This window comes from Nocardia acididurans, assembly GCF_016741815.1.
Taxonomy (GTDB): Bacteria; Actinomycetota; Actinomycetes; order Mycobacteriales; family Mycobacteriaceae; genus Nocardia; species Nocardia acididurans.
The window spans coordinates 37,557-56,690 of sequence record NZ_JAERRJ010000015.1 but is presented as its reverse complement, the minus strand read 5'-3'; the positions used below and the strand labels follow the sequence as shown (position 1 = coordinate 56,690).

19 protein-coding genes are annotated in these 19,134 nt (G+C 66.4%); 10 read left to right on the top strand and 9 right to left on the bottom strand.

Annotated elements, in window-relative coordinates:
• Positions 1–163: 163 nt before the first annotated feature.
• Entirely contained in the window at positions 164–1,372 is a 1,209-nt protein-coding gene (locus JK358_RS33075; RefSeq protein WP_201955245.1) for a cation:proton antiporter domain-containing protein, read from the top strand.
• Positions 1,373–1,430: 58 nt separating this feature from the next.
• Here the strand turns inward: JK358_RS33075 and JK358_RS33070 are convergent, their stop codons facing one another.
• Positions 1,431–6,920: an ATP-binding protein gene (locus tag JK358_RS33070; RefSeq protein WP_201955235.1), complete on the bottom strand. Its 5,490-nt coding sequence runs from the start codon at positions 6,918–6,920 to the stop codon at positions 1,431–1,433.
• 227 nt (positions 6,921–7,147) lie between these two features.
• Between JK358_RS33070 and JK358_RS33065 the strand changes: the two genes are divergently transcribed.
• The 3 genes from JK358_RS33065 to JK358_RS33055 all read left to right on the top strand — a co-directional run bounded on the left by JK358_RS33065 (position 7,148) and on the right by JK358_RS33055 (position 8,162).
• Positions 7,148–7,420: a hypothetical protein gene (locus JK358_RS33065; RefSeq protein WP_201955226.1), complete on the top strand. Its 273-nt coding sequence runs from the start codon at positions 7,148–7,150 to the stop codon at positions 7,418–7,420.
• A gap of 71 nt (positions 7,421–7,491) precedes the next feature.
• Positions 7,492–7,779 (top strand): ArsR/SmtB family transcription factor, encoded by a 288-nt coding sequence (locus JK358_RS33060; RefSeq protein WP_201955225.1) that lies wholly within the window; start codon positions 7,492–7,494, stop codon positions 7,777–7,779.
• Positions 7,776–8,162 carry a VOC family protein gene (locus JK358_RS33055; protein ID WP_201955223.1) on the top strand — a complete coding sequence of 129 codons (387 nt, stop codon included), beginning with the start codon at positions 7,776–7,778 and terminating at the stop codon, positions 8,160–8,162. The genes JK358_RS33060 and JK358_RS33055 overlap by 4 nt, the downstream gene beginning before the upstream one ends.
• A 429-nt stretch (positions 8,163–8,591) precedes the next feature.
• Here the strand turns inward: JK358_RS33055 and JK358_RS33050 are convergent, their stop codons facing one another.
• Positions 8,592–8,798 (bottom strand): hypothetical protein, encoded by a 207-nt coding sequence (locus JK358_RS33050; protein ID WP_201955221.1) that lies wholly within the window; start codon positions 8,796–8,798, stop codon positions 8,592–8,594.
• Positions 8,799–8,916: 118 nt separating this feature from the next.
• Here JK358_RS33050 and JK358_RS33045 point away from each other — a divergent pair, with 118 nt between their 5' ends.
• On the top strand, positions 8,917–9,384 hold the full coding sequence (locus tag JK358_RS33045; protein WP_201955219.1) for a hypothetical protein: 468 nt from the start codon (positions 8,917–8,919) through the stop codon (positions 9,382–9,384).
• Between the two features lie 47 nt (positions 9,385–9,431).
• On the opposite strand, the gene JK358_RS33040 is transcribed toward JK358_RS33045, so the two are convergent.
• From JK358_RS33040 to JK358_RS40800, 4 genes are all read right to left on the bottom strand, one after another.
• Positions 9,432–10,892, bottom strand: a complete 1,461-nt coding sequence (locus tag JK358_RS33040) for a hypothetical protein (protein WP_201955217.1) — start codon at positions 10,890–10,892, stop codon at positions 9,432–9,434.
• A complete protein-coding gene (locus tag JK358_RS33035) occupies positions 10,885–11,877 on the bottom strand; it encodes a hypothetical protein (protein ID WP_201955216.1) in 993 nt (330 codons plus the stop codon). The genes JK358_RS33040 and JK358_RS33035 overlap by 8 nt, the downstream gene beginning before the upstream one ends.
• 676 nt (positions 11,878–12,553) lie before the next feature.
• Entirely contained in the window at positions 12,554–13,021 is a 468-nt protein-coding gene (locus JK358_RS33030; protein ID WP_201955214.1) for a hypothetical protein, read from the bottom strand.
• Positions 13,022–13,063: 42 nt separating this feature from the next.
• Positions 13,064–13,213, bottom strand: coding sequence for a VapC50 family PIN domain-containing toxin (locus tag JK358_RS40800; protein WP_504739728.1), 150 nt, complete (start codon positions 13,211–13,213; stop codon positions 13,064–13,066).
• Between the two features lie 296 nt (positions 13,214–13,509).
• Between JK358_RS40800 and JK358_RS33025 the strand changes: the two genes are divergently transcribed.
• A complete protein-coding gene (locus JK358_RS33025; RefSeq protein WP_307817854.1) occupies positions 13,510–15,447 on the top strand; it encodes a M13 family metallopeptidase in 1,938 nt (645 codons plus the stop codon).
• 6 nt (positions 15,448–15,453) lie between these two features.
• On the opposite strand, the gene JK358_RS33020 is transcribed toward JK358_RS33025, so the two are convergent.
• The 3 genes from JK358_RS33020 to JK358_RS33015 form a co-directional block, all read right to left on the bottom strand.
• Positions 15,454–15,687 carry a hypothetical protein gene (locus tag JK358_RS33020; RefSeq protein ID WP_201955210.1) on the bottom strand — a complete coding sequence of 78 codons (234 nt, stop codon included), beginning with the start codon at positions 15,685–15,687 and terminating at the stop codon, positions 15,454–15,456.
• Positions 15,662–15,793, bottom strand: coding sequence for a hypothetical protein (locus JK358_RS40190; protein ID WP_269811959.1), 132 nt, complete (start codon positions 15,791–15,793; stop codon positions 15,662–15,664). Before JK358_RS40190 ends, JK358_RS33020 begins: the two co-directional genes overlap by 26 nt.
• A gap of 300 nt (positions 15,794–16,093) precedes the next feature.
• Entirely contained in the window at positions 16,094–16,516 is a 423-nt protein-coding gene (locus JK358_RS33015; protein ID WP_201955207.1) for an Hsp20/alpha crystallin family protein, read from the bottom strand.
• Between the two features lie 145 nt (positions 16,517–16,661).
• On the opposite strand from JK358_RS33015, the gene JK358_RS33010 reads away from it, so the two are divergent.
• The 4 genes from JK358_RS33010 to JK358_RS32995 all read left to right on the top strand — a co-directional run bounded on the left by JK358_RS33010 (position 16,662) and on the right by JK358_RS32995 (position 19,054).
• Positions 16,662–17,033, top strand: a complete 372-nt coding sequence (locus JK358_RS33010; RefSeq protein ID WP_201955197.1) for a MerR family transcriptional regulator — start codon at positions 16,662–16,664, stop codon at positions 17,031–17,033.
• A gap of 657 nt (positions 17,034–17,690) precedes the next feature.
• A complete protein-coding gene (locus tag JK358_RS33005; RefSeq protein ID WP_201955195.1) occupies positions 17,691–18,593 on the top strand; it encodes a helix-turn-helix domain-containing protein in 903 nt (300 codons plus the stop codon).
• Complete coding sequence (locus JK358_RS33000; protein ID WP_201955193.1) at positions 18,590–18,790, top strand: DUF397 domain-containing protein; 201 nt, start codon at positions 18,590–18,592, stop codon at positions 18,788–18,790. Before JK358_RS33005 ends, JK358_RS33000 begins: the two co-directional genes overlap by 4 nt.
• A gap of 93 nt (positions 18,791–18,883) precedes the next feature.
• The gene (locus JK358_RS32995) at positions 18,884–19,054 is read left to right on the top strand and encodes a hypothetical protein (protein WP_201955191.1); all 171 of its coding nucleotides are present in this window, start codon (positions 18,884–18,886) and stop codon (positions 19,052–19,054) included.
• Positions 19,055–19,134 lie beyond the last annotated feature (80 nt).

Genomic DNA, 19,134 nt, shown 5'->3' with positions numbered 1-19,134 from the left:
CCTGCCCGAGCCGCCGCCGCCCCCGCAACCGCTTGGCCCCGGCCGGATCCGGCCCACCGCGCGGCCGTGGCGCGGCGGGCGGGCGTGGCGGCCGACACCCGCGCCGACCAGCAGGCCGAGAGTACGCCACCGGCCGTTTCCCCGCGCCTGAGACGATAGCCGCATGGTTGCTTCGATCTTGGCCGTGACGACGACCCTCATCATCTGGGCGCTGCTGGCCACCAAGCTCGAACGCTGGCGAATCAGCCCGCCGGTCGTGGTCGTGGCGGCGGGTGCGCTGGTTGGAGCGACCACCCAGGGCAGCATCATCGGTGACGCGCTGAACACGAAGGTGGCCCTGCACACCGCCGAGATCGTGCTCGCCATCCTGCTGTTCCTGGACGCCACCGACGTGAAGGGCGGGCTGCTGGGCCGGAATCCGGCCGCCGCCCTGCGATTGCTGTTGATCGCGATGCCGCTGAGCCTGGCGGCGGCCGTCGTACTGGGGATGTGGGTGCTGCCCGGATACGGCTGGGCGGTGATGCTCGTCATCGCCTGCGTGATCGTGCCCATCGACTTCGCCCCGGCCTCGGCGATCCTGCGCGACCGGCGCATACCGGTGCGGGTGCGCAACATTCTCAATGTGGAGAGCGGCTACAACGACGGCATCATCTCCCCGCTCTTCATTTTCGCGTTGATCCTGGCCGGGGACCTCACCCAATCGCAGACCCCGGCGCAGGCCCTGGCCACCGCGCTGCCCGCCGCGGCGAAGGCGATCGGCGTCGGCGTGGGCACGGGAGCCGTACTGGCCTTCCTGATCAACCGGGCCGATCGCGCGAAACTCATGAACCCGCAGGCGAAACGGATGGTTCTGGTGGCCGCGCCGCTGCTGACCTACGCGCTGTCGACCGGTATCGACGGGAACGGATTCGTGGCGGCCTTCGTCTGCGGGCTGGTCATCCATCGCTTCCGCGAGCCGGAGGAGCATCGCCGGGAACTCGAACTGCTCGAGGACGTCGGCTTCCTGCTGACCATCGTCATGTGGTTCGCCTTCGGCGTGGTCGCGGTGTACATCCTGGCCGAGGTCGCGGACTGGCGAGTATGGCTGCTGAGCGCGGCGGTGCTGACCGTGATCCGGATAGGGCCGGTGCTGCTGTCGCTGACCGGCTCCGGGCTCACCCCGATCGAGAACGTGCTCATCGGACTGCTGGGGCCGCGCGGCACCACCTCGATCGTGTTCGCGCTGCTGGCGTTCAACCAATTGCCCGACAGCGCAGCCGAACTCGCGCTGACGGTCATGGTGGTGACGGTGTCCGCCAGTGTGGTGCTGCACGGCGTGGGCTCACTGCTGACCGCGCGCGGGTACCAGCGCAGGTCCGGCAGAGCGGCCTGAAGACAGCGAATCCCGTTGCCGCACAGCGGCAACGGGATTCGCGGTGTTCGGTCAGCGATTACAGCGAGTGCTCCAGGTGGGCCACGCGCAGGCCCGCCTCGATCGCGTCGATGATGCGCGGGCGCAGCTGCGACGCGTCGATGATGGCATCCACCGAACCGACCTCGACGGCACGGCGAATGCTGTGCACGCGATCGAATTCGGCGGCCACATCGCTGAGCTTCTCGGTGCGCACCGAGGAGCGGACCTCGTCGAGTTCGGCGGTGAGCACGGCGCGGTCGGTGCCGGTGGCATTGGCCGCGCGGGTCTCCAGCTCCCGCACCCGCGGGTCGGCGGCGGTGCGCGAGCTGACCTCGCCGGCGAACACCACGGCCGCGGCAGGCGCGCCGCCGAGCACCGAGGCGAACGAGCCGTCGATGGCCAGCACCGTCATATTCGGGTTCAGCGCCTTCGAGAACACCACGAACGCACCGCCGTGGTAGCGCGAGATCACGCAGAACACGATGGGGCCCTGGAAGTTCACGATGGCCCGGCCGATCTCCGCGCCGTACTCCAGCTGGAGCTTGCGCATCGACTCCGGTGAACCGTCGAAGCCGGACAGGTTGGCCAGCACCACCAGCGGGCGGTTGCCGCTCGCGGTGTTGATGGCGCGCGCCGCCTTCTTCGACGACTGCGGGAACAGCGTGCCCGCCGTGTAGGTGTCGGGTCCGTCGGTGGCCGGGTAGCCGCGACGCGGGACGCCCCGCGACTCGATTCCCAACAGGCACACCGGGATTCCGCCCAGGCGCGCGTCCTGCACGACCGCGGTCTCGGCGTCGGCCATACCCGCCCAGCGCTCCAGGATCGGGTGATCCTGGTCGGCCAGGGCGCGCATGACGGTGCGAATGTCGAAGGGCTTCTTGCGATCCGGGTTTGCCGAGGCGGAGAAGATCTCGCCGACGGTCTTGAAATCGCTGTCCGCGATCACATGCGGGAAGCTCGACACGTCGCGGTCGGCCGGGTCGCTGGTGTTGGTACGCCGCGGGGTCTGCTCGCCGGGGGCCACGTAGGTGTGCTCGTAGTGCGACATGAGCACATCGCGGGCGGCGTGCAGGTTCGGGGCCCAGTACTGCGCCTGGCCGTTGGGGCCCATGACGCGGTCGTAGCCGCCGATGCCGAAGTTGTCCTCGGCCGAGACGCCGCCGGAGAAATCGAGGGCCTGCTTGCCGGTGAGCACCATGGTGGAATCCGGGGTCATCACCAGGATGCCCTTGGTGTGCATGAGCATGGTGGCCTCGGCATTCCAGTACGGCTGCGCGCCGACGTTGATGCCCGCGACGACGATATTGATCTCGCCGCCGTCCTGGGTGAATTCGACGATGCGCTTGAGCGCGGCCGCCACCCAGTCCATGTTCTCGGTGCCCGACTCCATGGAGATGCGCGCGCCCGAGGACAGCGCGTACCACTCCAGCGGCACCTTCAGCTGTTCGGCCAGATCCAGGCCCGCGATCACCCGGCGGCACTCCGGTTCCGACAGTGCGCCGAGGGATTTCGTCGGATCGCCGAGCAGCACCACGCGGGTGACGCCGTCCGGGTGCAGTTCGGTGCGAGTGGTGACCACACCGGCCACCAGCGCGGCCTTGTTGCGGCCCCGGGGACGGTCCACCGGCACCAGCTTGTGCTCGGCGTCGAGGTCGTATTCGGTGAAATCGCCCAGGAGACTGGTCAATTCGTACGGGTAGACGGTGTTGCGGCTGCTGGCGCGCAGCACCTTCTGGCGGTACTCGTCGAGCGGCTCGACCGCGTCGTCGGTGCGGTCGCCGATGGTCACCTGGGTGCCGCCGGTGGCGTCGAAGGAGATCCGCACGGCGATCTTGGTGAGTTCGCCGGTGACCTCGTCGCGCTGGCGGGCGATGAGCAGGATCTCCTCCAGGCCCGCGCCGGTGGTCATGGGCAGCACGTGGCCGCCGATGACCGTCTCCAGCTCGGCGCGCGTGACATCGACCTCCGGCCAGATGTACATGACGATGCGATTGGTGTTGAACCGCTTGGAGTTCGGCCGTGTGGCCTGTGCCCGGCGGATCGAGTCGAGGCAGGTGGCCACCGCGATCTCGGCCGAGGGCAGCGCCAGCAGGCGGCCCTCGTGATCACGCAGCGAGGCCAGGTCGCGCACCTGGGCGAAGGCGATCAGCCGCTCATCGGAGGTGTTCTCCTTGGCGACCGCGCGGAACAGGTACACCTCTTCGTCGTCCGAGGACGGCAGGCGGGTGAGGTCGAACTTGCGCAGCCGCTTCATCTGCATGCGCTGCGCGATGAACGGGTGCAGACCGCGGATCAGCCGCTCCTCCACCATGCCGGTCGCGGACGGCCGGAAGGTGAAGTGGTGGTGCATGATCGCGCCGCCGGAGCCCGCCACGGTGGCGGTGATGCGGTGCACCGAATTCGGCAGCGGATGCGCGTCCAGCGCCTCCTGGAGTTCGGCGGCCATCGAGTCGAAGTGCTCGGGCTGCTTCTCCCAGCTGAGGTAGATGTCCACCTCGATCGAGGCCGCGCTGGTCGCCAGCTCGGCCAGGCCGCGCAGCGCGGTGCCCAGGGTGTCGAAGCTGACGGCGGCCGAAACCAGGCTCAGGCCCTTGCGTTCGGCGACCACGAAGGTGCAGCCGCCGGCCTGATGGGTGCGCACATCGGTGAGGCCCTTGTTGCCGTAGTAGCGGCGGGTCAGCACCTCGAGCATGGCGGTGTTGTCGGCGAATCCGCGCACCAGGCGCTGACCGACCAGACGCACCAGCGGCTCGGTGGCGCGCACCATATCGGCGATGCGCTCGCCGCGATCGGCCGTCTGCGGGTTGGCGTCCAGGTAGGTCAGGTGCTTGCGGACGTCGGTGTAGACGCGGGCGCGGTTGCGGCGCAGCAGCGGCTGGCCGTACCAGGCGTAGACCAGGCCACGCGACAGATCGGCGATCACCGGGAAACGCACCTGGGTGGCGGCGACCAGACGCTCCAGCGTCAGGCCGACCGGCTCCCGCAGTTCACTCGACGGCACCGGCTCCTGCAGCCACTCGCGCAGCAGCGTGGTGATGACGGTGACGGTCTCGGACGGGCGCTGCTGGGCCAGGAAGATGCGGAAGACCGCGGCCTCCAGATCCGGGGTGCGATCCAGTTCGGTGACGCCGTAGTGGCCCAGCGCCTTGGACAGTTTGGCGCGGTAGGACTCCGGCAGGCCGGCCCGCTCCGCATCCAGGCTCTGCAGGTAGGTGTGGAAGTACTCGCGGGCACTGTGCACGTGGCTGTGGCCGCCGTCCTCCTCCCACGAGCGGTTGTGGCTCAGCTCGGCCAGATCCGCGAAGACCGAGAGGAGTTCGAGTTCCTCGGCCAGCGGGCGGCGGTTGTCGGCGATGGCCTCGCGGCGCACGGTCAGGTAGTCGGCCACCACGCGGCGGTCGTCGGTCGGGTCCACGTCGAAGCCGAGCAGCAGGCCGCGCAGGTCCTGCTGGGAGCGCGCGATGCGCTCGGCCGGGTGGGTCGCGACCGTTTCGGCGGGCAGATCCAGTTCGACGGTTTCGACTGCGGCGGTTTCGGTTTCGTCGCCCTCGTCGGCGATCGGCTCCAGCCGCATGAGCGGGGCGCCGGTCTCCACCTGGGTGCCGACCGAGACGTTGCACTCCTTGAGGACGGCCCGGAACGGCGCGCGCAGCACGGTTTCCATCTTCATGGCCTCGAGCACGAGCACGGGTGCGCCCGCCTCGACCTCCGCGCCGATCTCCAGCGGGGTGGCGACCACGAGAGCCGGTGCGGGAGAACGGACTACGCCGCCCTCGTCGCGGCTGATGCGGTGGGTGGTGCCGTCCACGTCGACCACGTGCACGGGGCCGTGGGTGCCGGTGACCACGCGATAGCGGGTGCCGTTCACCACGATCTGGCCGGTGTGATCGTCGAAACGCTCCAGATCGACGTCGGCCGTGCGGATTTCGGCGGCGGACTCGATGCCGACGCGGAAGCGGTGCGCGCCGGTGCGGGCCACGCGCACGCGGTAGCCGACGCCGCGCAGCTTCAGATCACGCGGGCGGCCGGACTCGTGCTGCACCTGCGGGCGACCGCCGGATGCGGTGGACAGCAGGCGAATTCGCTCGGCCCGCTCGTCCTCCTCGTAGGCGTCGATGGCGGCGGCGGCCAGCGCGACGGCGGTGTGGCGGTGCGAGACCAGGCGGCCCTCGTTGCGGACGCGGTCGATCCAGCCGGTGTCGGCGCTGCCGTCGATCACCTCGGGCTGGTTGAGCAGGTCCAGCACGAAGCTCTTGTTGGTGGCGCCGCCCTCGATGACCACGCGGGTCTGCGTCATGGCGCGGCGCAGGCGGCCCAGGGCCTCCTCGCGATTACGGCCGTACGCAATGATTTTCGCGATCATGGAGTCGAAATCGGCGGGGATGGTGTCGCCCTCGCTGACGCCGGTGTCGACGCGGATGCCGGGGCCCGCGGGCAGATCCAGGCGCGCGATGCGGCCGGGGGCGGGCGCGAAATCGCGGTCCGGGTCCTCGGCGTTGAGGCGGGCCTCGACCGCGTGGCCGCGCTCGAGCGGACGCTCACCCTCGAGCTTGTTGCCGGAGGCGACGTGCAGCTGCGCGCGCACCAGGTCGAAGCCGGTGGTGATCTCGGTGATCGGGTGCTCCACCTGCAGGCGGGTGTTCACCTCGAGGAAGGCGAACAGCTTCTCGCCCGGGTGGTACAGGAATTCGACGGTCGCCGCGCCGCAGTAGCCGACCGCGACGGCCAGCCGCTCGGCGGACTCCTTGAGCTCGAGCACCTGCTCGGGGGCCAGCACCGGGGAGGCCGACTCCTCGATGATCTTCTGGTTGCGGCGCTGCACCGAGCAGTCGCGTACGCCCAGTGCCCACGCGGTGCCCTGGCCGTCGGCGATGACCTGCACCTCGACGTGGCGGGCGCCGGTGACCAGGCGCTCCAGGAACACGACGCCGCTGCCGAAGGCGCGCTCGGCCTCCTGGCGGGTGCGCTCGTAGGCGTCGGTGAGGTCATCGGCGTTGGTGACCACGCGGATGCCGCGGCCGCCGCCACCGGCGGTCGCCTTCAACATCAGGGGGTAGCCGATGTGGTCGGCGGCTTCCTTGGCCTTCTCCAGGGTTTCGACCGGGCCGCGGCTCCACGGCGCGACCGGGACCCCGACCTCCTCGGCGATCAGCTTCGCGCCGATCTTGTCGCCGAGCTTGCGCATGGCGTCCGGGCTCGGGCCGATGAAGGTGACGCCGATCTTGGCGCACAGTTCCGCGAACGCCGGATCCTCGGCGACGAAACCCCAGCCGACCCAGGCGGCATCCGCGCCGGTGGCCAGGAGCGCGCGCTCGAGCAGCTCCAGATTCAGGTACGGACGCGCGGCGGCTGGACCGAGGTCGTACGCCGCATCCGCTTCCCGGACGAACGTCGCATTCCGGTCAACGTCGGTGTGCAGAGCAACCGTCTCGATCGGTAACCCCGTCTCCGCGACCAGATCTCGGACAGCATGAATCAGCCGCATGGCGGCTTCTCCACGATTCACGATGGCGATGCGGCTGAACACTCGCCGGCTCCTTCCACAGCACTGGCCCTTGTCGGGCGGGGCGTATTCGACTACCGGTCCCGCGTAGTCTGCACTGCAATCGCGAACAGGTATACAACGAGATCGTGTTACTCGCCCGTATCCTGTGCAAGAACTCCTAGGGGTGAGGACCGCACACCCCGATTTTCTCGAGCGAATCCGCGCCGAATTCCAGAAGAACTCCGCGTCAGCGAGGGGAGAACACCTGCGTGTCCGACATTCTCGACATCCTGCACGCCCGCTGTGCCGAGATCGCCGCGGATGCCATCCTCACCGGAGAGAAACATCCGAGTCTCACTTTGTCGGCGCCCGAGGTCGAAAGTCTCCTCGACCATCTGACCGATCTGAATCGCCGACTGCGCGATGCCGCCCTCGCCTTCGAGCGTATCCACACCGTGCTCCACCAGCGCACGGCCCACCCCGACGCGCAGGCCCGCCAAGCCGCCACCATCGCCCGCCACGCGGCGCACACCCTGCACTGAATTCCGCCACGCGACGACGGCTAGGGGGTGACACCTTGACAGGCAAGTGAACACTTGCCTATGGTCGAGGTATGGGCGACATCTTCAAGGCCCTTGCCGATCCGACCCGGCGGAGCATTCTCGACGAACTGACCGAAAGGGATGGTCAGACGCTGTTCGAGATCTGCGTTCGGCTGTCCGACCGGCATCAACTGAATCTGACCCGGCAGGCCGTATCCCAGCATCTCGCGGTGCTGGAGGACGCGGGCCTGGTGCGGGCCGAGAAACAGGGGCGGTACAAGTTCCACCACCTCGATACGACTCCACTGGCCGCCATCCTCGAACGGTGGCCGGTCCCACCGAAAGGGCAAGTGCCGTGAGGGTTTACATCACCAGCGTGTTCGTGGACGACCAGCAGAAGGCGCAGGACTTCTACACCAGCGTGCTCGGTTTCACCACCAAACACGATGTGCCCATGGGCGGCCCGCGCTGGCTCACCGTCGTCTCCCCCGAACAGCCCGACGGCGCCGAACTCCTCCTCGAACCGGACGGACATCCCGCGGTCAAGCCCTACAAGGACGCCCTGGTCGCCGACGGCATCCCAGCCGCCTCGTTCCAGGTCGACGACGTGCAGAAGGAGTACGAACGCCTGTCCGCACTGGGCGTCGTCTTCACCCAGAAGCCACTGGAATCCGGCCCGGTCACCACCGCCGTCTTCGACGACACCTGCGGCAACCTCATCCAGATCGTCACCCCCGCCTGAGTCCGAGAACACTCATCGAGCATCCACGCTATCGCGACTCCTTCGCGTCCGACTTCGACGGCCAGGGCATCCACACTCTGCACGGGCCATACCGTGTGGAGTGCATCACCGCGGACATGTTCCGGCCTGTCACCTCCGTATCGGCACGAACCTTGTTGCAGGACTGGGCATGCGAATCCTGGCCCGCCCCAACCACTCTCACCTAGCTCCACACCACCGAGCACCATCCGCGCCGACTACCTGGCGAGCCTGGAATCCCCACCGTCCCAGGCTCGTCGCCCCCTGTGCGAGATGTCGTAGCCACTCGATAAGGTCCGGTCACCATGACCGACCCCGACCACCGCGCCCGCCCGCCTCGCCTCCCGGGCGACCTGATCGTCCGCCTGTCGCAGCTGGAAAGATCTTCTACCCAAGGGGCCGAGAACCGCACTAGCGCCGAGCATCCCGCGTGATCCGCGCCGCACTACCGAAGCAGGAGGCCGCGCCGATCAAGAATGCCCCCGACAGCGCACTCGTGATCCCGCTCGGCTCCACCCCCAGCACCGCGAACGCGAACAGCAACACAGCGAACCCACCCAACGCGGCGAACCCGCCGAGAACGAACTTCTTCCGTTGCTGCACTTGATCTTCGGTCATACTCGCAACGTATCCCGGCACTCCACCCGCCCGGTACCGCCTTTCGTCCAGACCGGTGCACGAAATCCTGCAGCGGCGACAATCGGACTTGACCATCGGGCGGACATAGGATCGGCGTGTGGACAAGCCGCCGCTGTATCGGAAGGACAACACCACCGCGAGGGGGGCGCGTCCGCGGGGTGGCGAGTATCGGCATCGGCGCAACACCAAGCGGACTGCGAAGTCCGATGTGACGCGGGAAGGCATGGGGCGCGCGACGGGCCGAGGGCGTGACTACACGCCTCTCTTCCGATTTCTGCTCTCGCGGGTCGGCTCGGACTGGGAGACGACCTTCGCAGAGGCCAGATCCCGGCTCGACCGGAGTGAACCGATCTTCTGGCTCGTAGCGCTGCAGGAATCCGACCGTCAAGACTATGTACGGATCGGAGAGTCAACCTACTACAGCGGCTTGTACATCGACTCCGAGGGAAAACTGCGAGTCGTGAATCCGGACATCAACGAATCGAGCCTGGAACCTCTCTGTGCCTGCTGCACATCCACGTTCAACGGCATCCGATTCACAAAACCCGCTCCACACCGGCCGTAGGTTCCGGCTCGGCCCATAGGTTGCCACGCCGGCTGTGGCCGCTCTCGCTAATCGAGGAAGTAGGCGTCGACCTTCTCATCTGAATCCAGGATCTCGTTCGAAGCTACGCCGAGTTCAACCGCCAGCTCGACCGATCCGACGAGCGCGATCTGAACGTCGGATGAGAAGGCTCGTTCGAGCAGTCCGAGATAGCTCGACATGCTGTGGTCCAGCTTTTCCAGTATCGCCTGGTATTCGATGGCGAGTTGCTCGTCGAGCGTGCGCTGCTCGTCGAGGTAACGCTTGATCAGCGCCGCCTCTCGTTTCGTCAACGACGATGCGACGGCCTTGTACATCACAGTGCCGACCGTGGTGCCGATGACGGCGCCGAGAATGGGAATGGGGATGGTCACCTGGCCGACGAGAGACGACAGCGCGCGTACCGCGGCCTCCAAGGCGATGAGCTCGGAGGTTTCGATGAACTCGAGTTCATCGATCTCGTTGCGGCGCAGCCTGTTCGCTTGCTCGGCGATGCTGAAGGAGGCGGTGACGATCGAGCCGGCGACCGCTGCGGAGGTCGCGGTGAAATTCGACAGCGCGTAGATGCTCAGACCTCGGACGCCGCCCTTGCCGAAACCCGAGCCGGTCTCGCCGGCGATGTCGATCCAGTCACGGCCGCTGAACTCATTGAGCCGCTTGCCTTCCCGACGCTTGGCGATCACGGCCAGTACGAACGCGGACCCGCCCGCCGTGGCGGCGGCCGTGAGAGCGGCCGTGCCTCCTTCTCGCAGCGTCGGTCGGCTGGTCCGGTGGGCATCGTCCCGCAAGGACCGGTCCGTAGCGCGGAGCGAGTCCTTTTCCGCCGCCATCGTCGAGGCGTACACACCGCGCTGCACTTCGTTGTACTCGAGCGTCGAGGGCTCGAGCGATTCGAAGTCGACCGATCCGCGTTGGAAGAACGCCTGGACCCGCTGCCAGTCTCTGAGGGAAGGTCCGTCACCGCTGCGTGACAACAGCTTGCTCGCTTCCTCGGGCGGGAGCGCGTGTAGCCGCTGGATCACCTCGAAGTGATCACGGGGGATCTGATACTTCCCACCGTTGCGCACGTATTCGGGATACTTCTCGAGGTGCTCGGCGATCGCGCCCAGCGAGAAGCGGCCACCCGCTGCAACGAACTTCTGCTGGATCTCGACACTTCCGCGCAGCAGGTCGACGGGTCCGTTGTTGTTGACCCACTGGTAGACGGCCTCGTTGCCGAGAATCCGCTGTCGGGCGTTGCCGATCCCGACTTCGGCGATCTCGGCAATGAAGCCGTGCATGCCATGCTGTCCGCCCCGGTTGGCGGCGACCACCTCGAGATCGATCTTCCTGACGGCTTCGTCGACAGTGGCGAGCGCGTCCCGAAGGTGCTCGTCCTGCTGGCTGAGCGCACTCAGCAGGTTGTCTACGCGGAGCTGGTTGAGGTAGCTCACCCAGGAAGCAACGGCCTGCTCCTGGAGGCTCGTGACGAACTCGGCAGCGTCACTCACTATCGGCACCCTGGTCGATGCGCACGCTCAGCATGGTCGCGCACGACTTCGTATTGTTCACCAACGCAGCGAGAGTCGACCGCTCGGCAGGGGCGAGCGCGTGAAAATCGGCGCGGAAGTGCACCAGCGCTTCACCGTAACCCCTTACCAGCCCTTCGCGGAGCGAAGTAGTCCGCTGAAGAAGGTCTTCTATCCGCGCGTCCATGCCTTTGACAAGGGTGGTGTTTCGCTTGATCGCAGTCAGCGCTTCGTGCTTCGCCTCGCGATTCTCGAATTTCTTCTTCGCGAACAGGGCGATCGACGCCAACAAGGTTGCGCCCGCGATGGTCCAGCCGATCGGGCCGGCCAGCGCGAGCAGCGTGGTGCCTGCCGCAGTGCCGCCACCACCGGCGGCCAGCGCGCCGCCACCGAGCCACGCCAGTGCTGCCTGGCTGGCTGCCGCTCCCGAAAGGGTCGAGATCGCGGTGCCGGTCGACGCCGTCCCGAAGGTCGTTGCGACCCACATCGCCGCCGACGGCGCCAGACTCGCTACCGCGGTGCCCGCCGCGAACCCGGCGCCGGCACCGGCTGCCGACAATCGCGCCGCTTCCAGCTCTTTCTGAGCGAAATCCTCCGCGTGCAGGAACAGCTTCCGATGTACCGCAATCTCGTCGAAGTCGGTGTCGAATGATTTCGGGGTGTTGGCGATGCTGTTCACCAACTGCTCAACCAGCTCGATCAGGTCCGTCGAACGTTCGCGCTGACGCAACAGAGACAAGCCCCGGTCGGCCATGGCCGTGAATGCGCCGTTGTATTCCGCTACGGCCACTTCGTAGGGGTCCGGCCCTTTCGCGGTCAGCTTCTCGACCCTGCCTCTGGCAACGTCCTTCACGTTGCCGACCTGTCCGGCAAGCTGCGATGAAGCGGTTCGCGCTGCCTTGCCGATACTGTCGACGGTCCTGCCTATGCCATCCTTGGCGTTGCCTACGTCGAGCTGTTCCACCATCGCACCCCTCCAATACCATTGCGGCTCAACAATGTAACGGAGAATGTCGACCACAGGTGGCAGATTGGACCGGATGCGAATCCGACAGCTCGGCCCTGCCCCCACCGGCGTCCTCGATAGACGAACTGCGCGAGCTGTTCACTCGCGCCGCGTCATCGCAACAGAGCTGGACCGTTCTTCAGACGAACGCGCAGAACGGCGAAACCGAACAAGGGTTCAGCTATGCACACCGCCCGTCGGTGTCGTCATCCGGGTAGCATCCGGCGACTCCATCGACACCACCACGGACTGGGGCCGACCACTCGACATGCTGGCTCCCTCCACCGACAAGGTTCAGCGAGGACCCCCGCTAGTCGAACGTCAGGACGAGTGTGCCCTTGTTGTACAAGGCATCCGGCCCGTCATTCGGGCCGCGCGAGCACGGCGGCGCGACCACCTAGTAAACGGCGGATCCGCTCGTCCGGATACGGAATGCTGCGGCTCTCCTGCTGGAGCCGGCACGAGCCAGAACACTCTGTACTGCCGCACATCACGCGGATCGAACAGTTACTGACGGCAGATCTGCCTACGTTTTTCCACCGCGAGATCTCTGCGGCCAGGATGAGGACCCGGCCGGATGTTCAACGACGAGTGCCTCATCGACGTCCCCGACCGTGCTGTCCATCGAGGCCCCGCGTCACTCCGGCTCGAACAGGTGGTCGTAGCCGATCGCGAAAGTGTTGTCGGACGGGTCGACCATCACGTGCCGCCGATCGCCGATCCGCGGGTGCGGCACGCCGGACGAGGTCTCGCAGTCCGCTACGAAGGTGTCGAAGCCGGGGCCGCTGATGCGGAGCTTCAACTCGGCCACATCGGGATTCTCGCCGCCTTGCCGGATAACTACCGTGAGGATCTCCGCTGTCGCCTCGACCGCAACCGCCTTGAACCGCTTCGCATTCCGCCGCCACTCGTATGTGTGCACCGCGAGCGCGACACCGATCGGGAAGGTGACGAGCGCCGGGCACAGCGCATCCCAGAACGAATCACCTGCGATAAAGAAGATAGGCCCCGTAAGAACCAGTACGGCCGCGATCGTATAGGTGAACACCCCGGCGGCCGGGCCGATGAGTTCGACCTGGCTCGCGCTGGAGTCGCTGCCGGACATGCCAACACACTAGGGCCTTCTTGCCGCTGCGAAAACGCCCCCTCACCGGGCACACCGCATCAACTCGACCGCTTCGGTCATGCCGTACCGCGCTTCGAGGACACTCAGCAGATCGGCCACCGACCGGCGTGGATTTCGATGACGGGCGCTCATCACCCGCAGAGCCCGCAGGGCGGTATCCGGAGATCTCACGTGTCACACGCGCTGTCGATAGGACCGTCGACACAGTTCAACCACTGTTGCTCGGGTTCTCGTGGGCTCGGGGTGGGGTCAGGGTTGGTATCCCTCGTCAGCGGTAGCGGCGATCATCCGGTAGCTCGATTACGGGCGGGGATCTGGTTTCTAGGCTCGCGAATATGACTGGGTGTGAAGGCTATTCGGATGCGTTTCGGGCTCGGCGGATGGGGCGGCGGCGGTTTCTGTGGACCGCTGCGGCGGTGCCGGTGCTGGTGTCGGTCGCGGCCTGTACGGGGAGTGGGGGGAGGCGGGTGACCGGGCCCGATCTGTCGGGGATGGATATGGGGGTGCGGGCGCAGGATGATCTGTATCGGCATATCAATGGGGGTTGGTTGCGGGATTTTCGGTTGCCGGCCGACAAACCTGCTTACGGGACGTTCGATGAGCTCATCGATCGGACCGAGGAGCGGTTGCGGGGGATGCTGGAAGGGATGTCGGGGGCGGCGGCGGGGAGTGATGAGGGGCAGCTGTATGCCGTTTATGCGGGGTGTCTCGATACTGCTGCCCGGGAGCGGGCGGGGATCGCGCCGTTGTCGGATCTGCTCGCGGACATCGACAATGCCGGGGGGAAGGCCGATCTCGCGCGGGTGATGGGTCGGTTGACCGCGCTCGGGGTGCCGGGGCTGATCGGTGTGCGGGTGGCGGCCGATCGAAAGGATCCGACGCGGCACCGGGTTTACCTGTCGCAGTCGGGGGTTGGGATGCCGGATGGTTCTTATTATCGGGACGGGCGGTATGCCGAACAGCAGGCCGCGTATCGCACCTATCTCGAACGTATTGGACGGGCGGCGAATTCGGCGGACCCGAGTGCTGTCGCCGCGCGGGTGTACGAGTTGGAGAGCCGAATCGCCGGTGGGCATGTGGAGCTCGCCGAGTTCATCGAGAACATGGCGTCGTACAACGCCTGCCGGTGGGATGAATTGCGTTCTTTGGCACCGGGATTCGACTGGACGGAGTGGCTCGCGGGGGTGACCGAACGACCGCAGCGATTCGAGACGGTGGTGGTGGATCAGCCGGGCTATCTGCCCGTGGCCGGGCGGTTGTGGGCCGAGACGGATGTCGCGGTGTGGCGGGAATACCTACGGCTCAAGGTGATCTCGCGGTACGCGCCGGCGTTGTCGACCGCGTTCACCGAAGCCCACTTCGAGTGGAACGACCGGACGCTGCAGGGCACCCAGCAGCCGCCGGAGCAGTGGCGCACGGCCGTCCGCATGGTTCGGGAGCGACTAGGGGACGCGCTCGGGCGCGCGTATGCCGCACGATATTTCCCGGCGGAGTCGAAGAAGCTCGCCGAAGATCTGGTCGCGGATCTGCTGCACGCCTACCGGACAGCGCTGGGTGAGGCGCAGTGGATGTCACCGGCCAGCCGGCAGACCGCGGTGGCCAAGGTGGACAAGGTGATCGCCATCGTCGGTGCGCCGTCGCGGGGGCGCGACTACACCGGGCTGACCATCCCGCAGGGGGATTTCACCACCGTGTTGCGTGCCGCCGACGCGTTCGAATTCTCTTGGCAGTTGGGGAAATTGGAGCGGCCGGTGGATCGCGGCGAATGGGATTTCATGACGCCCGCCGATGTGAACGCCAGCTACAGCTGGGAAATCAACCACATCTGCTTGCCCGCGGCCATTCTGCAACCACCGTTCTTCGACCCGGAGGCCGACGCAGCGGTCAACTACGGCGGCATCGGGGCCGTCATCGCCCACGAGATGGGGCACGGATTCGATACCGGGGGCTCCAAATACGATGCCGACGGCGTTCTGCGGGACTGGTGGACGCCGGAAGACACCGCGGCTTTCGCGGCGAAGACGAGTCTGGTCGTCGACCAATACGACCCGCTGGTCCCGGAAGGTCTGAAACCCGAGCAGCATGTGGACGGCGCGCTCACCGTCACCGAGAATCTCGCCGATCTGCGCGGATTGACAACAGCCCTGGCCGCTTTCCGGCTGGGCGAGCAGCGCCGCGGCGTGACGGATCCGGACTACCGCCCGCTGTTCCAGGCGTACGCGCGCATGTGGCGGCAGTGTGCCAGCCCGGAGTATCTGGCGATGATGGTCGGGCTCGACTCGCACTCCCCCGCCGAATTCCGTGTCAATCAGGTGGTCCGCAATATGCCGGAGTTCTACACCGCGTACCGGGTCCAGCCCTCCGACCGGATGTATCTGGAGCCCGGCAAACGAGTCGCCATGTGAGACGGGTCAGCGGGAGGACGCGATGCGGATCGGCGCGCAGGGGCGCAGGAAGGGACTGCGGGCACGAGAGTGCCGGGGATCGGGCGAGCGCGGGGCCGCGGGTGCGGCGGATCGGGCGCAGGCCATGACCGACTCCCACCAGGGGTCCAGTGGGCTCGGATCCGGCCAGGCCACCATCGGGGCGTCGGGTTCGTAGCGCGCGGGGCGGGCGGTGTCAGTAGGCGAGGCAGTAGTAGTCATCGCAGTAGTAGTCATCGTCGTCATCGCAGGGGACGGCAGTGATCCAGTTCTGGTCGAGGCGGTCGGCGTGGTCGAGGTCGCTGCCGTCCGCAATGCAGGGGGTCATCACGATCTCCTCTCTCGCGCAAGGGATCTCGCCCCGGATCGGACTCGGTCCGCCGATCCGGGGCGGAGGGGCCGGGTGAGCCCGGCCCGATCGCAGCCGACCGGGCCCACCCGTCGATGGAAGGAATCTGAACAGGACTTCCTGTGATGTTCTCTCGTGGACACGAGAATAGTTGGGCAGGAAAACGTTTCGTATGGCTCGTGGTATCTGACGGGCATCACCTCGCTCTCACCGGAGGGCGGGCTTCGCATCGAGCCGGGCTCGGGCGTGCCGGTGGATGGGCCGCGCCTCGGCCCGCGATCAGGCGTTGATGGCCTGATGCTCGCCGTTGTGGTGAGTGACCTCGATCTTGCGGGGTTTGGCCTTCTCCGCGACCGGAATCACCAGGCGCAGCACGCCATCGCGGTAGTCGGCGCGGATGGCGTCGGTGTCGAGGTTCTCGCCGAGGAACAGCTGGCGGGAGAACACGCCGCGGGTGCGTTCGGCGGCGATCATGGACCGGTCGGGGTCCAGCTGCGGACGCGACGCCTTGACGGTTATCACGTTGCGTTCGATGTCCAGGTCGAGGGATTCCGGGTCGATGCCGGGCAGGTCGAGTTCTACGTAGAAGTCCTCGCCTTCACGCCAGGCGTCCATCGGCATTGCTGCCGGGCGGGCCGATGTGCCGAACATCTGCTGGGTCAGGCGATCCAGATCCCGGAACGGATCGGTACGCATCAGCATGGTCGCCACCTCCACTCACTCCATTCTCTTTCGACGGGGCTCAGATAACCTCTGTCATCTGCCTGAGATTTGTTTTAGCACTCTACTGAGGAGAGTGCAAGCCCCTTGGTGAGGTAATCTGACGGCACCAGAGAAGAGGAGCAGGATGCCGGATCGACACGACCCCCTACCCGGCCCCGGTAACGATCACCGTCCCGGCCCGGCCCAGGCGGTGTACGGAATCTCGGTGGCCGCCGAACTGGCCGGCATGGGAGCGCACTCACTGCGCCTGTACGAGCAGCACGGACTCGTCACCCCGGCCCGCAGCACCGGAGGCACCCGCCGCTACAGCGACGACGATCTCGCCCGGCTCGCGCGCATCGCCACCCTGGCAGGCCAGGGCATCAACCTCGCCGCCATCGCGCGAATCCTCGACCTCGAAGACACCAACACCGCCCTCGAGGACGCCAACGCCGCGCTGCGCGACTCCAACGCCACGCTCACCGCCGAACGCGACCGGCTCCGCGACAGGCCATAACCCCCGCGGAGCGGCCCGCGCATTGACCGCCCGCGAGTAGACATGCGCGAATCAGGGTTCCCTGGTAGGTATTTCGCTGATCCAATGCCAGCCCGAATCTCGGGCAATGGACATCAGCTGGCTGCGGGCGCTGCATGATTCGGGTGAATTACCCTGCCCTTCAATGCAATTGCGGTGCGGGTACATCAAAGCTTGCACAGCCCGCGAGGATGTGAGCGCTTCCGCGAATTCAGGAAAGCGTTCGTGTTTCACACGGGAGACGACGAAAGTCACCGAATTCTCCTCAGACTGAACGGTGTCGGGCGCGATGCCACCGACCGGCGCGGCCGGGCGTGGCGCGAACTTCGAGGAGCCCGCCTCCAGCGAGCGTGAGGTGTAGAGAACGGGCGGCACCGCCTGGTCGACGGTTCAGATAGTCGCCGGTGAAACCCCACGCTGCGATCAACGCGCACATTGCGATGAGGGCAACCAAAGCCCACGTTTCCCAGGACATTTCGTATCCCTTCGAAAAGATCGGGGTGAATCTCGAATGGCTTCAGAATGACCCAACTGGGGCTTTCAGTGAGCAGTTCTCTGACAGAATGGTGGGTGCTCAGCTAGGAGGTGCCCAGCACGGGGCATTCCAGTACGGCGACACCCAGATAGCGAGGCTAAGAAATGGCCGGATCATCGCTTCCCCGTCGAGCACTCGGCCGCACCCTGCGCCGCTATCGTGAGCGTGCCGAGAAGAGCCAGCTGGCCGCCGGCATCGCGGCGGAGATATCACCGCAGAGCATCAGCCGCCTGGAAGACGGGCAGAAGATCAGAATCGCCACGTCTCAGATCAAGGATTTGCTGGAGCTCTACCAGGTGGCGGATTCCGCTGAGCGCGAAGAGGTTCTGGGTCTGTGGCGGGAAGTCAAGGACCAAGACCAGGCAGCGAGAACCGCCGGAACTGTCAAAGGCTGGTGGCGGTCGTACAGCGACCAGTATGTGGCGCATTTCGACCACTACCTGAGTCTCGAAGCGGCGGCGAATCACTTGACCACGCACCAGCTGACGCTGCTGCCCGGCCTCCTGCAGATACCGGACTACCGGCGCGTGATGATTCGTACCGCATCTCCCGAACTGTCGCTGGTGGATATCGAACGGCGGGTGGAACTGTCCGCGCGCCGACAGGAACGACTGCAAGACAGAACCTTTCGAATGGACATACTGTTGTCCGAGGCGGTGCTGCACAGCCGCCCCGGCGGATCCGATGTCATGTCACGGCAACTGTCCCACCTGGCAGCGGTGTCGGAGCAACCCAACATCACCATTCGCGTCGTACCACTGGACGTGGAAAGCCCACTCTGGCTTATGGTTCAGTCCTTCACACTGCTGGAGTTTCCGCCACTGGCGACCCGAGTGATCGAACCACCGGTGGTCTATGTCGAAGGCTACGAGGGTGCCCTCTATCTGGAACAGGACGAGGCGATCGCCCGGTATCGACAGGCACTCACCGACATTCAGCGGTTAGCGTTGAGTGAGGAAGAAACCAGGGCGCTGGTGCGAACGATGGCGAAGGAGTATGCGGCGTGACCGATGATCTACCCGGTGCGAGATGGTTCAAGAGCACTCGTAGCCAGCCCAATGCGGACTGTGTCGAGATTGCCTTCGGCCTCCGGGAAGCCGGTTGTGTGGGAGTTCGCGACTCGAAAGATCCGTCCGGTGGAACGCTGGTATTCACCGGCGAACAGTGGGATCGGTTCCTGCGCAGCGGAATCTGGCGGGTCTGAGCCGCGCGAGCGGTTCTGGGCAGCTCGGCCGGGCCGGGACAGGGGCGGAACATGGACATACACGGGATCGGACGGCTGCGGAGGGTGCGTCCAATGGTCTTCTGGCTGTTGATAATCGGGGTCGTGGTGTTCGTCGCCAGTGTGGTGACGGGGGGCATCTGGTGGTGGGAGATGCAGACGACGGATCGATCCTGTGAGCTCATGCGACAGTTGGTCGAGGAGGGCAGGTTGCCGCCGGAGGCGGACGGTGCGGGTTGCGGGTAAGGCGCGACGCCGGACCGCGGGACGCATTGTCGGTGTATGCCGATAGCCGGCAGCCCATCTCGGGCTGCCGGCATTCGGGG